A 13,061-nucleotide genomic window follows, 5' to 3' on the forward strand; every position below is an offset into this window, starting at 1 on the left:
ATTGAAGTAAAGAGCCAATGCAACAAAAGAGTAGAGCCTTCCTTAAGTGGGCTGGCGGAAAGTACAGCCTAGTTGAAGATATTAATGCGCGATTAAATAAAGCTAGCAAGCATGCTGATACGCTGGTTGAACCTTTCGTTGGTGCTGGCTCGGTGTTTTTAAATAGTAATTTTAAACATTACATTCTCAACGACATAAATGCTGACTTAATTAACTTATACAAAGAACTAAAAAATTCACCAGATGAGTTTATTAGTGATGCAAAAAAGCTATTTGTTGATTTGAATAACCATGCTGATGCTTATTACGAATACCGAGTACAGTTTAATCAAAGTAGCGATGTATATGAAAGAGCCATGCTTTTTTTATATATGAATCGCCATGGTTACAATGGGCTTTGTAGGTATAACTTAAAAGGTATTTTTAATGTACCGTTTGGTAAATATAAAAAGCCTTACTTTCCTGAAAAAGAAATGTACTTTTTTGCAGAAAAAGCACAAAAAGCTACTTTTACCTGCTTAGGTTACGACGACGTTTTTAAGCTAGTACCCAGTAACTCTGTTATTTATTGCGATCCACCTTATGTGCCATTAAGTAAAACGGCTTCTTTTACGTCGTACGCTAAAGGAGGGTTCAATTTAGATGATCAGGCTAACCTAGCTAATTTGGCAGAACAGGCCGCATTTGAAAATAATACACCGGTTCTTATTTCTAACCACGATACGGTATGGACGCGGAAAATTTATAGCCAAGCATCGCTTGATCAAATTCAAGTAAAGCGGACTATTAGCCCTAAAGGCGGATCACGAAATAAAGTTGACGAGCTGATGGCTATGTATTTAGCACCCAAGCAACCACCGCGTAAATTGCGATAACAAAAACTATAAAAAGCAAAATCGCGATTATAATAATAGAAATAGGGGAGTGTTGTTTAAAGTCAGCTTCGCGTTTGTGTTCTGATTGAACACCAAAAAATGCAGCTAGCACACTTTGAAACGCGCTAATAAGCTGCAACATTATTTAAAATAGAGGTTTTAGCGAAGGGGAGTTTTTAGAATCTTCAGAGCTAGTTAGCAACTCTAGTAAATCTAAATAATGAAACTGAGCGCTGCGGCTATCGCCCGTTAGCCATGAAAACCATGACGAGTCTTCTTCTACTTTTACACACGCTATAGCATTTTGTGTATTAGTGCTTACGGTTTGATGCTGGCAATTATTAACTAAGCTTAAATCTTGCTCAGAGCTTGGTGCAAAACTAAATGCCCCAATAAATAATAACGCCGACGCAATTAAGATCCCTGTTTTAAATGCACGCATAATATTAGCCTAAAATTAGTTACTCCTTTAATAATAACAAAAGCTGTATAAATAACAAACTAATATTTACCTATAATAGCTAAAACCCTTTATTAATAAATACTTATATTATCGACAAAGCTTAAAAATGATTTGTCATTTACTTTGTATTACTTGGGAAACGTCAGCAATTACGTTACATTAAGGCCATACTTAACTGATTGACGGATTACTATGTTAAACCCTGAACAAAAATACTTAATAGCGCCTTCAATTTTATCAGCTGACTTTGCAAAACTGGGTGAGGATGTAGATAAAGTTCTCGCTGCAGGTGCTGATCTAGTGCATTTTGATGTAATGGACAATCATTATGTGCCTAACCTCACTATTGGTCCTATGGTATGTAAAGCACTCAGAGATTACGGAGTAACCGCACCAATTGATGTGCATTTAATGGTGAAGCCTGTAGATAGCATAATCCCTTTATTTGCTGAGGCAGGTGCCTCTATTATTACTTTTCATCCAGAGGCTAGCGAGCATATTGACCGCACAATTCAGTTAATAAAAGATCATGGCTGCAAAGCGGGTTTAGTATTTAACCCTGCAACTAGCTTAAGTTACCTCGACCATGTTATCGATAAACTAGATACAATATTGCTTATGTCGGTTAATCCAGGTTTTGGCGGGCAAAGCTTTATACCTCACACGCTTGAAAAGTTAGCACAAGCTAAGCAGCGTATTAGTGAATCAGGCCGTGATATTCGTTTAGAAGTAGATGGCGGTATTAAGGTTGATAACATAGCAGCAGCGGCAGAGGCAGGAGCCGATATGTTTGTAGCTGGCTCTGCAATCTTTAATCAGCCTGATTACAAAGTAGTGATCGATCAAATGCGTGAGCAGCTAGGAAGTGTAAAGTAATGAAGTATGATGTAGCTTTGTTCGATCTTGATGGCACCTTAGTTGATAGCGTTTACGATTTATACATAGCTATAAATTTAACGCTTAGCGATTTAGCTTTTCCTATTGTTAGCCAAAGCCTTGTAGAGAGCTGGGTAGGAAATGGCGTTGAAACATTAGTAATGCGTGCACTTAGTGGTGATATGCAAATAAGTGTTCATCTTGATGAAGCACTTAGTAATAAAGCCATTACTTTATTTTATCAACATTATGAACAACAGGTTGGCGAGTACAGTGTACTGTACCAGCATGTAGAAACGGGTCTTAGTGCATTACGCGGCATGCCAAAAGCATTGATCACTAATAAAGCGCGTATATTTACCGAAAAACTACTGGATAAGCTTTCTCTTACTAGCCATTTCGAAGTAATTGTATGTGGTGACGATATGGCAAAAAAACCATCACCAGAGCCTCTGTTATTTGCATGTAATAAGTTAAATGTTGAACCCAGCAAAGCTATTATGATTGGCGACTCTAAAAGCGATATACTCGCCGCACATGCCGCTAAAATTGATGTTATTGCTTTAAATTATGGCTACAACCAAGGCGAAAAGCTAAGCGATTTTAATCCACAGTACCTATGCGATAACTTCTTAGATATAATACCAACACTTACACAGCATTAAAATTTTTAATTAACTAAACACTAAAGGAAAATCATGAGTAAACCAGTAGTTTTAAGCGGCATTCAGCCAACCGGTGGTATGACAATAGGCAACTATGTTGGCGCTATTAACCAGTGGCTAAAGCTACAGGAAGACCACGAAAGTTTCTTTATGCTTGTTGATTTACACGCTATTACGGTGCGCCAAGAGCCAGAGTTGCTTCGCTCTCGTGTGCTAGACGGTATAGCTTTATATGCGGCATGCGGTATTGACCCTGAAAAGTCTGCGCTTTTTGTGCAATCACAAGTGCCAGAGCATGCACAGCTAGCATGGGTGTTAAACTGTTACGCACAAATGGGCGAGCTTAACCGCATGACCCAGTTTAAAGATAAATCATCTAAGCATGCTAACAATGTAAACGTAGGTTTATTTTCGTACCCAGTATTGCAAGCAGCCGATATTTTATTGTATCAAGCTGATCAAGTGCCAGTAGGGGACGATCAAAAGCAGCACTTAGAGTTAACTCGAGATATAGCTACTCGCTTTAATAACTTGTACGGCGATGTATTTAAATTACCTGAGCCATATATTCCAGAATTTGGCGCACGCGTAATGAGCCTTCAAGATCCGCTTAAAAAGATGTCTAAGTCTGATGAAAACCCAAATAGTTACATCATGTTATTAGATGAACCTAAAAAGATTGAGAAAAAGCTTAAAAAAGCAGTAACCGATTCAGACGAGCAAGCACGTATTTACTTCGATCGTACAGAAAAGCCAGGTGTTTCTAACTTACTTACTTTATTAAGCGTAGCCACTAAGCGCTCAATTGAAGATTTAGTGCCAGAGTTTGAAGGTAAAATGTACGGCCACCTGAAAAAAGATACTGCCGATGCGGTAGTAAATATGATTGAGCCAATCCAAGCACGTTTTAAAGAGATCAGAGAAGATCAAAATCTACTTGATAGCATCATGAAATCAGGTGCTGAAAAGGCCAGTGTACGTGCAGAAAAAACCCTTAAATCAGTTTACGATGCGCTAGGGTTTATTCCTCGTACATAATTTGATTTAGTTTAAAGTAAAAATGCCGCTATATTTAGCGGCATTTTTTTATACAACACTTATCAGCATTAAAGATGCAAAGAAAAGTAGCAGTGACATGGCTAACTTATCTGTTTTATCCATTATTCAGCCTCTCTCGTAGTTGCAGCTACTACGTTATCAACTTCTAATAAGGAAACCGTATAACCTCGGTTTTCAAGCAATGTAAGTAAACTATCTTGGCCTGCCAGGTGGGCCACGCCGACAAGTATAAATTCGCTTTTATCGTTGCCAAACATCGCTTCTACTTTTGGTAGCCAGTTATTATTTCTATCGCTGATCAGTAGCTTATAGGAGTTAGGATCGGTTTTCTGCATTTCTTTTATGGCTACTTGATTTAGTGTGTTGGTATCACCTTCACGCCATGCAGATACAAGTTTTTTAAATATACCACCGTAGTTATTGAGTTGAGCTAAATTATATTTAATAAAATTACTTTCGTTGTTTTGCCCCATGGCTTTGAAAAGTTCTAGTTGAAACTCCATTGTTTCTAAGTAGCTTTTTGTTTTATTATCTTTAGTCGCTTTTTTAGCAAAGTATGCATCAACACCTTCACCTAATAAGTTTTGTTTTTGTAGCTCCATCGACATTAAAACAATGCTAACCATTGCAGGGCGAAAACTATCTAATTTTGTAAGGTTAGCCCCAAATTCGTTAAGTTTATTCTCAAGTGAAGCTTTAACTTGGGGGTCTAATTTTTGGCTCAATTTTTCGTTATTTGAATATGATAGCGCCTTTAGCATTTGCATTTGAGCCGTTGCATCTGATGGATCAGGGGCTGGTGCTTCTAAAAAAATAGTATCTGCTTGTGCATAGGCATGGCCAAACTCTGTAGGTAGGGGCATTTCTGACTTTGGTAAAATGTGTACAGTACCGCCAATAAATAATGAGTCATTCCCTTTACTTACTTGCCATACAGAGCTTTGAGCGTGCGCCGCAGAAGCTAGAAGGCTGCAGCTAAGTAAAACACTGGCTGAAACTATTTTTTTTGTGAAGCTTTTCATATCAATTCCTTAGTGTAATTGGTTAAGTCATTATTTTTAGTTAGATAATAGGGTACTTACATAGGCTGTAATTGATGACGTTACTTGTGACAGACTTTTATCAATCTGCGAATTGATTTTGCTCATAGATGAGTCGATATCAGCTGATATTCTTTCATCTATTTTAGAAAATAAGGTTTGGGTATCTATATTACTTTTTAAAGAGTTGCTGGTACCTACTGTGTTTGTACTTTGCTCTTTATTGTTAATAGACTGAGATGATATTGTAATTTCGCCAATCATGCACTGCTGTGTATTTAATTGAATTGTGTGTTGATTACTTTCAGCTGCAATTACAGAAGTTGCACCAAAGGTAGTTACTAATAGTAGAGTCGGTAGAGCTTTTTTAATTTTATTATTCATAATTAAACCTTTTTATATTTTAAAATGCAGCTAATCCAATATTAAAAATGATTTTTAGAAGCTGCTTGTTGATGACGGTTTAAATAATATTACTGAATTTGTTAAGAGTCGCTTATCTAGTTGTGAGCAATTAATTAGTAAGGTTTTATTGTAATAAAATCATTTTAAATTAAAGAGTTAACCTTAAACCTTATATTGGCATTATAATGTTTCAATATAGGTACTATAAAATATAAGGTGCATGTGGTAGTGTTTTAAAAAATAAAAATATCTAAAGACTATGAATTATCAAATCGGACCTTGGCAATTTATTAGTAATCGATGTGTGATTACTTCAAACAACTTAGAAAGGGAATTAGATCCACTCCTAGTTAAGCTCTTACTGCATTTTATAAGTAACCCACAACAAATAGTTTCTCGCCAAACGCTCATAGAATGTGTGTGGCAGCAAAGCTTTGTTGACGATAACGCGATTAACCGTGCAATTTCAGAGCTAAGAAAGCAGCTTGCTCATCCAATCCAAAAAGCACCACTTTTAAAAACGCATTACCGAAAGGGTTATAGCCTAACGGTTATTCCAGAGCGTATATCGCAAGTTAACGATGCTGATACCTCCTCACAAGTATTGAATGAGCCACCTGTTTTAAGTTCAAAAAATGAGGGTGCTGTAGAAGCAACTTCCACTCAATCTTTTAAAAAAAGCAGTTTAAAAAAGCCCATCTTTTATTCTTTATTAGCCGTTGTATGTTTATGTTTTTTTGCATGGCTAATATGGCTGTCTGTTAGCGCTCCTTCTAAAGATAAGGTTAAACAGATAACGGCAAATAAGGTGGCAAGTACATGGAATATAGGCAGTGAGGTTCACCCTGAATTATCCTCCGATAAACAGTTTTTAGCTTACACGAATGTAGAGCCAGAAAATGACGTAATGCATGCATTTGTAAAACGACTATCTGATCAAAGGGAAGTTGAAATTACTTATCCTGGCTTTCAGGTATCCATTTTATCGTGGCAGTTAAATCAGCACTCGGTATTATTACAAGCTACCAATTTAAAGCTGCAAAAGTGCGAAATGGTACTCGTTGATTTAAGCCAGTTTCCTGTTATAGGAGAGGCCACCTCAATTAAAGAGTGTGACCTTAGATACACAGGTTATGCGCAAGTAGACGAAAGTGGTGAGCATATTTATTACACCGAGTATAAAAATGAGCATGAGGGTTCAGGTTTATATAAATTCGATTTAGAACTTAAAAAAGAATTCATAGTGATCCCACCACCAGGGGTAATGTATGGCGTAATCATGCCGCGTTTATCCCAATCTGGTGATAAAATAGCGTATATACTTAGTCAAAAAGGTAAGCCTTTTTCTGTATTTAGCTACAACTTTGAGACCCATGAAACTAAGCGATTATTTAAAGCAAAGAAAAGCGTAATTAGCTTTGCGTTTGACTGGCTTCCTAACGGTAAAGGCATAATAGTATTTGAAGGCTCTGAGCTTTCTACCATTATGTTTGATGAAAAAAACATTGTTAAACACACGCTAACAGTAACCCCAAAAATAACCCCTTATTATATAACGGTTCACTCTGATAACAGCCTATTTTACTCGGAAAAAATGACACAAGCATACTCGCTTATTAAAGCTACAGACCCTTTTGGTGATAACCCTGAGTATGAAGCACTCTATAAAAGTGATAAAGACGAATACAACATTGCTGAAATAATTAATAAGGAAGGGACAGCCCATGTTTTTGTATCAGAGCGCTCTGGCAGCAGTCAATTGTGGCTCTCTCAAAATGGTCTTACAAAACAGCTTAGCTTTTTTAATTACGATGATGGTTCATCTGCTTTTGTTTTAGGAGGACTAAGAGCTTCTCCTAATAAGCAACGCATGATATTCATGAAAAACAAAGGTTTTTCACTTTATGACGTAAACGCTCAAAAATTTTATCCATTTGAAGAATTTAATAAGCATAAAATAGTAAGCTATATTTGGTCAAAAAATAACGACAGCATTATTTATGTTAAGCGACTTGGTTCAAAAAATATATTGGCAGAATTTAATTTAGTAACGCGCGATACACGTGTGATAGAAGGTATAAAAGCTAATAAACTCATTTCAGATAGTAAGGGTAACGGGTACGTAACCAATGATAATCAGTTAATTCGCCTTTCAGATAGGCAAAGCTGGGAATTACCTAAAAACGCCAAAAAGTCAGTTGCGTATGGAGTTAGCAAAGACTATTTCTATTATTCAGATTCTATTTCTAGAGTCGCTAGACTAAATTTACACGATCAAACTATACAAGATATACACGTGGACTTTCGACCTATTGGTTTTATGGTGAGCGAAAACAATGAAATATTGTTTACAGGGTCTAAGTATAAAGACATGCAAATAGTACAAATGAGTTGGGATGAATAGCGAGGTAATAAGGCAAAGCAGTATGCATAAAAAAGCACCAAACAGTTAAACTGCTTGGTGCTTTTTATAATTTATATTAAAGCAATGGCTTTAGGTAATGCCCAGTGTGCGAGCGCTCACATTCGGCTACTTCTTCAGGCGTGCCTGCAATGAGTATTTCACCGCCTCCAGCGCCCCCTTCAGGGCCTAAATCAACCACCCAGTCTGCGGTTTTAACCACATCTAAGTTATGCTCAATAACTACGATGGTATTACCATGATCGCGCAGGCGATGTAATACAACAAGCAGCTGTTCAATATCGGCAAAGTGAAGGCCGGTTGTGGGCTCATCAAGTATGTACAGTGTTTTACCTGTATCGCGTTTAGAAAGCTCACGGGCAAGTTTTACACGCTGAGCTTCACCACCAGAGAGCGTAGTAGCGGCTTGTCCTAAACGCACATACGATAAACCAACGTCCATGAGCGTTTTAAGTTTACGCGCTATTGCAGGTATTTTATCAAAGTAGTCGTGCGCGTCTTCAACGGTCATTTCGAGTACTTGATGAATATTTTTACCTTTGTATTGTACTTCTAGGGTTTCACGGTTATAGCGCTGCCCTTTACATACATCACACGGTACATATACATCAGGTAAAAAGTGCATTTCTACCTTAATTACGCCATCACCTTGGCAGGCTTCACAGCGTCCACCTTTAACGTTAAAGCTAAAGCGACCTACTTTGTACCCGCGAGAACGTGATTCTTGTGTTCCGGCAAATAACTCACGAATGCCCGTAAAAATACCGGTATACGTCGCAGGGTTTGAACGCGGTGTGCGACCAATTGGGCTTTGGTCAATATCAATTACTTTATCAAAATGATCAAGGCCACTAATTGATTTATACGGCGCAGCTTCTGCAGTGGTTGCGCCGTTTAATTCAGTATGCGCAAGTTTAAATAATGTATCGTTAATGAGTGTTGATTTACCAGAGCCAGATACACCGGTAATACACGTCATTAAACCAAACGGAATTTTTAAATCCACATTTTTAAGGTTGTTCCCTGTTGCGCCAAATAGCTCAAGCCATTTATCGCCGGTTGGGTTACGCTCTTTTGGCACTTCTATTTTGCGCACGCCTGATAAAAACTGGCCAGTTACAGAGTCTTTAGTGGCTAAAATATCGTCACGTGTACCTTGTGCAATAATATGGCCGCCGTGCACACCCGCACCTGGGCCAATATCAATAATATGATCGGCTGCGCGGATCGCGTCTTCATCGTGCTCAACAACAATAACTGTGTTACCTAAGTCGCGTAAATGCACCAATGTTTGTAATAAACGGTCGTTATCGCGCTGGTGTAAACCAATTGATGGCTCATCCAATACGTACATTACACCTACAAGGCCCGCACCAATCTGGCTGGCTAAACGAATACGCTGTGCTTCACCACCAGAGAGGGTATCGGCACTGCGCTCAAGTGATAAGTAATTAAGGCCAACATTAATTAAAAACGATAAACGGTCGCGAATTTCTTTTAGGATTTTTTCAGCTATTTGGGCTTTTTGACCCGTAAGTGATAAGCCTTCAAAAAAGTCCATCGCTTCACCAATGCTCATGGTAGTAATAGCAGGCAGGTTTGTTTGACCTATAAATACGTGACGTGCTTCTTGGCGTAAACGTGAGCCATGACAACTAGGGCACGCTTGGCTAGTTTGATATTTAGCGAGCTCTTCACGCACCGAATTCGACTCAGTTTCGCGATAGCGACGGTTCATGTTGTTTAACACGCCTTCAAACTCGTGGTTGCGTGTTATTAAATCGCCTCTGTCATTACGGTAATTAAAAGCAATTTTAGTTTGCCCTGAGCCCTCTAAAATAATTTTTTGAGATTCTTTAGCCAGCTTTTCAAATGGTACATCTAAATCAAATTTATAATGCTCGGCTACCGCTTGAAGCATTTGAAAGTAATAAAAGCTGCGTTTATCCCACCCTTTTATTGCACCACCGGCCAAGCTTAGCTCAGGGTTATGTACTACGCGGTTAGGATCAAAATATTGGCGAACACCTAAACCGTCACAGCTTTGACACGCGCCGGCAGGGTTATTAAACGAAAATAAGCGCGGCTCTAATTCAGTCATTGCATAGCCACAGGTAGGGCAGGCAAAGTTGGCTGAAAACAGCATTTCTTCAATGCTGCTGTCGTCCATGTAGGCTACATTTGCCACACCGCCAGACATCTCAAGTGCGGTTTCAAATGACTCTGCTAAACGCTGCTGCTGGCCGTCTTTTACTTTAAAGCGGTCAACAACCACTTCAATAGTATGCTTTTTGTGAAGCTCAAGCGTTGGCGGATCGGATAAGTCGCATACTTCACCATCTATACGGGCGCGAATATAGCCTTGGCTTGCAAGCTGCTCAAGCAGTTTAACGTGCTCACCTTTACGCTCTTTAACCACAGGGGCTAAAAGCATCAGCTTAGTGCCCTCTGGCAGTGCCAAAACGGTATCTACCATTTGGCTAATTGTTTGTGCTGCAAGTGGTAAGTCGTGGGTTGGGCATCGTGGCTCGCCCACGCGGGCAAACATTAAACGCAAGTAATCGTATATTTCGGTAATGGTACCTACTGTTGAGCGAGGATTGTGCGATGTTGATTTTTGCTCAATAGAAATGGCGGGAGAGAGGCCTTCAATATGATCAACGTCAGGCTTTTCCATTAACGATAAAAATTGCCTTGCGTAGGCAGAAAGTGACTCAACATAACGACGCTGTCCCTCTGCATACAAAGTATCAAATGCCAGTGATGACTTTCCCGAACCAGATAGGCCAGTGATAACAATTAATTTATCACGTGGGATGGTTAGGCTGATGTCTTTTAAATTGTGCGTACGGGCGCCTCGGACTTCAATGTTTTCCATGCTATCTCGTTTATTACCAAAATTATTTGCTCAGTATCGCATAATACGAAACATTATTAATCAATGATCAACGAAAAAATCCTTACTTATAGGCGATTAATTATTGCTAAGCTTGTGGTAGAATCCCACCCTAAATTTTTCATATCGTAAGATTACGCAGATAATGACCGCATCTTCACTTAATTCACGAGAAAAACGCGCCGCTGTATCGCTGGCGAGTGTGTTTGCATTTAGAATGCTCGGCTTGTTTATGCTGATGCCTGTATTGGCTATTTATGGCCAATCGCTTGATGGTTTTTCGCCTATGTGGATAGGTTTTGCAATTGGCGCTTATGGTTTAACCCAAGCAGTACTGCAAATACCTATGGGGCGTTTGTCTGATAAAATTGGCCGTAAAAAAGTAATTGTTGGTGGCTTAGTTGTGTTTGCGCTGGGTTCTGTTATTGCTGCACTTGCCGAATCTATTCAAATGGTTACTGTTGGCCGAGCGCTGCAAGGTATGGGAGCAATAGCCAGTGCATTACTTGCTTTTGCCAGCGACTTAAGCCGCGACGAACAACGCCCTAAAGTAATGGCTGTGATTGGTATGAGCATAGGCATGAGCTTTGCCTTTGCGATGTTATTAGGCCCAATTGTTGCAGCGTCGTGGGGTGTGGCAGGCGTATTCTGGTTAACAGCAATACTCGCTGTGTTTGGTATTGGTATTATTTTATTTTTAGTGCCCAATGCCGTAAATAAAGCCCCCAAAGGTGATACTTTGGCAAGCTTTAGCGACATTAAAAAACTTATTAAGCATCCACAGTTATCGCGTTTAAATGCAGGTGTGTTGCTGCTACATTTAACGCTAACTACTATTTTTGTGGTACTGCCGAGTCAGCTAATAAAAGATGGCTTAGTGGCAAATCACCACTGGTATTTATATATTCCGGTACTGCTATTAGCGTTTATTTTAATGGTCCCAATTATGATTGTTGCCATTAAAAAAGAAAAAGAAAAACAAGCGTTTATTGGCTCAGTAGCCCTGCTTTCTATTAGTATGCTTGCTATGTCTATTTGGGTAAATAGTGTGGTCGGTATTGCCATTTGTATGTTGCTTTATTTTGTAGCTTTTAATTTTTTAGAAGCCACTATGCCTGCGCTTGTATCGCGAATTGCCCCAGCTAGCCAAAAAGGTTCGGCGATGGGCGGGTATTCGTCTAGCCAGTTTTTAGGGGCTTTTTTAGGTGGTATTTTAGGTGGCTACGTAGCACAAACAACAAGTACGCAAGCTGTGTTTGCGGCAGCGGCACTTGTTGGGTTAATATGGCTTATTATTGCGTGGAAAATGCAAGTCCCACCGAAAAGTAAAGTTATTAGTTTAATGACCAATTTAAGTTCTGAAGAGCAAGCCCAAGCACTTGCTTCTCAGCTAGTTGCTTTACCTGGCGTAATAGAAGCAACAGTAGTACGCGACGAAAGCCGCAGCTATTTAAAGATTAATGATAAAGAATTTGACCTAGACCAAGCACGTAAAGTAGCTGGTTTAATCTAACGTTTATAGGAGATGGTTCCATGGCACGCGGTGTGAACAAAGTAATTTTGGTTGGTAATTTAGGACAAGATCCTGAAGTTCGTTACATGCCTAATGGCAATGGTGTAGCAAATATTACCTTAGCAACGTCAGACAGCTATAAAGATAAAAACACTGGCCAAATGGTTGATAAAACTGAATGGCACCGTGTAGTATTTTTTGGCAAACTAGCTGAAATTGTTGGTGAATACTGCCGTAAAGGTTCACAAATTTACGTAGAAGGTAAACTTCAAACACGTAAATGGACTGATCAGCAAGGCCAAGAAAAATACACAACTGAAATTGTTGTTGATGGCTTTACAGGTCAAATGCAAATGCTAGGCGCTCGCGGTGGCGATCAGCAAGGTGGTGGCTATCAAGGTAATCAAGGCGGCCAACAAGGTGGCGGTTACCAAAATAATCAGCAAGGCGGTGGCTATGGTCAAAACAACCAAGGTCAAAACAGCCAGCAAGGTGGATACGCACCACAGCAACAAGCTGCGCCAGCACAGCGTCCAGCTGCAGCAGCGCCTGCACCACAGCAAAATAACCAATATCAGCAGCCAAATAGCGGTTTTGCTCCTGGGCAAAATAGCGCACCACAGCAGCAAGGTGGTTTTGCACCTAAGCCGCAAAATGCCCCACAAGGCGGCGCATCAAACCCAATGGAACCAACTATAGATTTTGATGACGATATTCCATTTTAGTTTTCGTGAGTGGAAGAAGTGTAAAAATACACTTGAAAACTAGATCGAAAATCATTTCAGTTGATTTAAATAAAACCCAGCATCTGTGCTGGGTTTTTTATATGTTGAATTATCCAATTGTT

General features: G+C 39.3%; 12 protein-coding genes. 7 read left to right on the forward strand and 5 right to left on the reverse strand.

Annotated features, from left to right (window positions below):
* The first annotated feature begins 17 nt into the window (after positions 1-17).
* On the forward strand, positions 18-875 hold the full coding sequence (locus ALFOR1_RS01835) for a Dam family site-specific DNA-(adenine-N6)-methyltransferase (RefSeq protein WP_104641865.1): 858 nt from the start codon (positions 18-20) through the stop codon (positions 873-875).
* Here the strand turns inward: ALFOR1_RS01835 and ALFOR1_RS01840 are convergent.
* Positions 832-1,017, reverse strand: coding sequence for a DUF2970 domain-containing protein (locus ALFOR1_RS01840; protein ID WP_104641866.1), 186 nt, complete (start codon positions 1,015-1,017; stop codon positions 832-834). The genes ALFOR1_RS01835 and ALFOR1_RS01840 overlap by 44 nt on opposite strands.
* A 3-nt stretch (positions 1,018-1,020) precedes the next feature.
* Positions 1,021-1,317, reverse strand: coding sequence for a hypothetical protein (locus ALFOR1_RS01845; protein ID WP_058547604.1), 297 nt, complete (start codon positions 1,315-1,317; stop codon positions 1,021-1,023).
* 213 nt (positions 1,318-1,530) lie between these two features.
* Here ALFOR1_RS01845 and rpe point away from each other — a divergent pair, with 213 nt between their 5' ends.
* Genes rpe through trpS form a run of 3 tightly spaced genes read left to right on the forward strand, consistent with a single transcriptional unit; the run spans position 1,531 to position 3,917 of the window.
* Positions 1,531-2,214, forward strand: a complete 684-nt coding sequence (rpe, locus tag ALFOR1_RS01850) for a ribulose-phosphate 3-epimerase (protein ID WP_104641867.1) — start codon at positions 1,531-1,533, stop codon at positions 2,212-2,214.
* Positions 2,214-2,879 carry a phosphoglycolate phosphatase gene (locus ALFOR1_RS01855; RefSeq protein ID WP_104641868.1) on the forward strand — a complete coding sequence of 222 codons (666 nt, stop codon included), beginning with the start codon at positions 2,214-2,216 and terminating at the stop codon, positions 2,877-2,879. The genes rpe and ALFOR1_RS01855 overlap by 1 nt, the downstream gene beginning before the upstream one ends.
* A 33-nt stretch (positions 2,880-2,912) precedes the next feature.
* Positions 2,913-3,917: a tryptophan--tRNA ligase gene (gene trpS / locus ALFOR1_RS01860; RefSeq protein ID WP_104641869.1), complete on the forward strand. Its 1,005-nt coding sequence runs from the start codon at positions 2,913-2,915 to the stop codon at positions 3,915-3,917.
* 122 nt (positions 3,918-4,039) lie between these two features.
* Here trpS and ALFOR1_RS01865 read toward each other — a convergent pair whose 3' ends face one another.
* The gene (locus ALFOR1_RS01865; protein ID WP_104641870.1) at positions 4,040-4,960 is read right to left on the reverse strand and encodes a TraB/GumN family protein; all 921 of its coding nucleotides are present in this window, start codon (positions 4,958-4,960) and stop codon (positions 4,040-4,042) included.
* A gap of 36 nt (positions 4,961-4,996) precedes the next feature.
* Positions 4,997-5,362 carry a hypothetical protein gene (locus ALFOR1_RS01870; protein ID WP_104641871.1) on the reverse strand — a complete coding sequence of 122 codons (366 nt, stop codon included), beginning with the start codon at positions 5,360-5,362 and terminating at the stop codon, positions 4,997-4,999.
* A 280-nt stretch (positions 5,363-5,642) separates the two neighbouring features.
* On the opposite strand from ALFOR1_RS01870, the gene ALFOR1_RS01875 reads away from it, so the two are divergent.
* Positions 5,643-7,787 carry a winged helix-turn-helix domain-containing protein gene (locus ALFOR1_RS01875; RefSeq protein WP_104641872.1) on the forward strand — a complete coding sequence of 715 codons (2,145 nt, stop codon included), beginning with the start codon at positions 5,643-5,645 and terminating at the stop codon, positions 7,785-7,787.
* A gap of 76 nt (positions 7,788-7,863) precedes the next feature.
* Here ALFOR1_RS01875 and uvrA read toward each other — a convergent pair whose 3' ends face one another.
* Positions 7,864-10,683: an excinuclease ABC subunit UvrA gene (uvrA, locus tag ALFOR1_RS01880; RefSeq protein WP_104641873.1), complete on the reverse strand. Its 2,820-nt coding sequence runs from the start codon at positions 10,681-10,683 to the stop codon at positions 7,864-7,866.
* A gap of 163 nt (positions 10,684-10,846) precedes the next feature.
* On the opposite strand from uvrA, the gene ALFOR1_RS01885 reads away from it, so the two are divergent.
* Positions 10,847-12,214 carry an MFS transporter gene (locus ALFOR1_RS01885; protein WP_058547596.1) on the forward strand — a complete coding sequence of 456 codons (1,368 nt, stop codon included), beginning with the start codon at positions 10,847-10,849 and terminating at the stop codon, positions 12,212-12,214.
* A 20-nt stretch (positions 12,215-12,234) separates the two neighbouring features.
* Positions 12,235-12,939: a single-stranded DNA-binding protein gene (gene ssb / locus ALFOR1_RS01890; protein ID WP_058547595.1), complete on the forward strand. Its 705-nt coding sequence runs from the start codon at positions 12,235-12,237 to the stop codon at positions 12,937-12,939.
* Positions 12,940-13,061: the final 122 nt, after the last annotated feature.

Origin of the sequence: Pseudoalteromonas carrageenovora IAM 12662 (genome assembly GCF_900239935.1) — a bacterium.
Lineage (GTDB): Bacteria > Pseudomonadota > Gammaproteobacteria > Enterobacterales > Alteromonadaceae > Pseudoalteromonas > Pseudoalteromonas carrageenovora.

Excerpts from the sequence above, each read along its gene's own strand:
- ALFOR1_RS01835 (WP_104641865.1), top strand. The coding sequence starts at position 18 with ATGCAACAAAAGAGTAGAGCCTTCCTTAAGTGGGCTGGCGGAAAGTAC.
- ALFOR1_RS01840 (WP_104641866.1), bottom strand. The coding sequence starts at position 1,017 with ATGTTGCAGCTTATTAGCGCGTTTCAAAGTGTGCTAGCTGCATTTTTT.
- ALFOR1_RS01845 (WP_058547604.1), bottom strand. The coding sequence starts at position 1,317 with ATGCGTGCATTTAAAACAGGGATCTTAATTGCGTCGGCGTTATTATTT.
- rpe (WP_104641867.1), top strand. The coding sequence starts at position 1,531 with ATGTTAAACCCTGAACAAAAATACTTAATAGCGCCTTCAATTTTATCA.
- ALFOR1_RS01855 (WP_104641868.1), top strand. The coding sequence starts at position 2,214 with ATGAAGTATGATGTAGCTTTGTTCGATCTTGATGGCACCTTAGTTGAT.
- trpS (WP_104641869.1), top strand. The coding sequence starts at position 2,913 with ATGAGTAAACCAGTAGTTTTAAGCGGCATTCAGCCAACCGGTGGTATG.
- ALFOR1_RS01865 (WP_104641870.1), bottom strand. The coding sequence starts at position 4,960 with ATGAAAAGCTTCACAAAAAAAATAGTTTCAGCCAGTGTTTTACTTAGC.
- ALFOR1_RS01870 (WP_104641871.1), bottom strand. The coding sequence starts at position 5,362 with ATGAATAATAAAATTAAAAAAGCTCTACCGACTCTACTATTAGTAACT.
- ALFOR1_RS01875 (WP_104641872.1), top strand. The coding sequence starts at position 5,643 with ATGAATTATCAAATCGGACCTTGGCAATTTATTAGTAATCGATGTGTG.
- uvrA (WP_104641873.1), bottom strand. The coding sequence starts at position 10,683 with ATGGAAAACATTGAAGTCCGAGGCGCCCGTACGCACAATTTAAAAGAC.
- ALFOR1_RS01885 (WP_058547596.1), top strand. The coding sequence starts at position 10,847 with ATGACCGCATCTTCACTTAATTCACGAGAAAAACGCGCCGCTGTATCG.
- ssb (WP_058547595.1), top strand. The coding sequence starts at position 12,235 with ATGGCACGCGGTGTGAACAAAGTAATTTTGGTTGGTAATTTAGGACAA.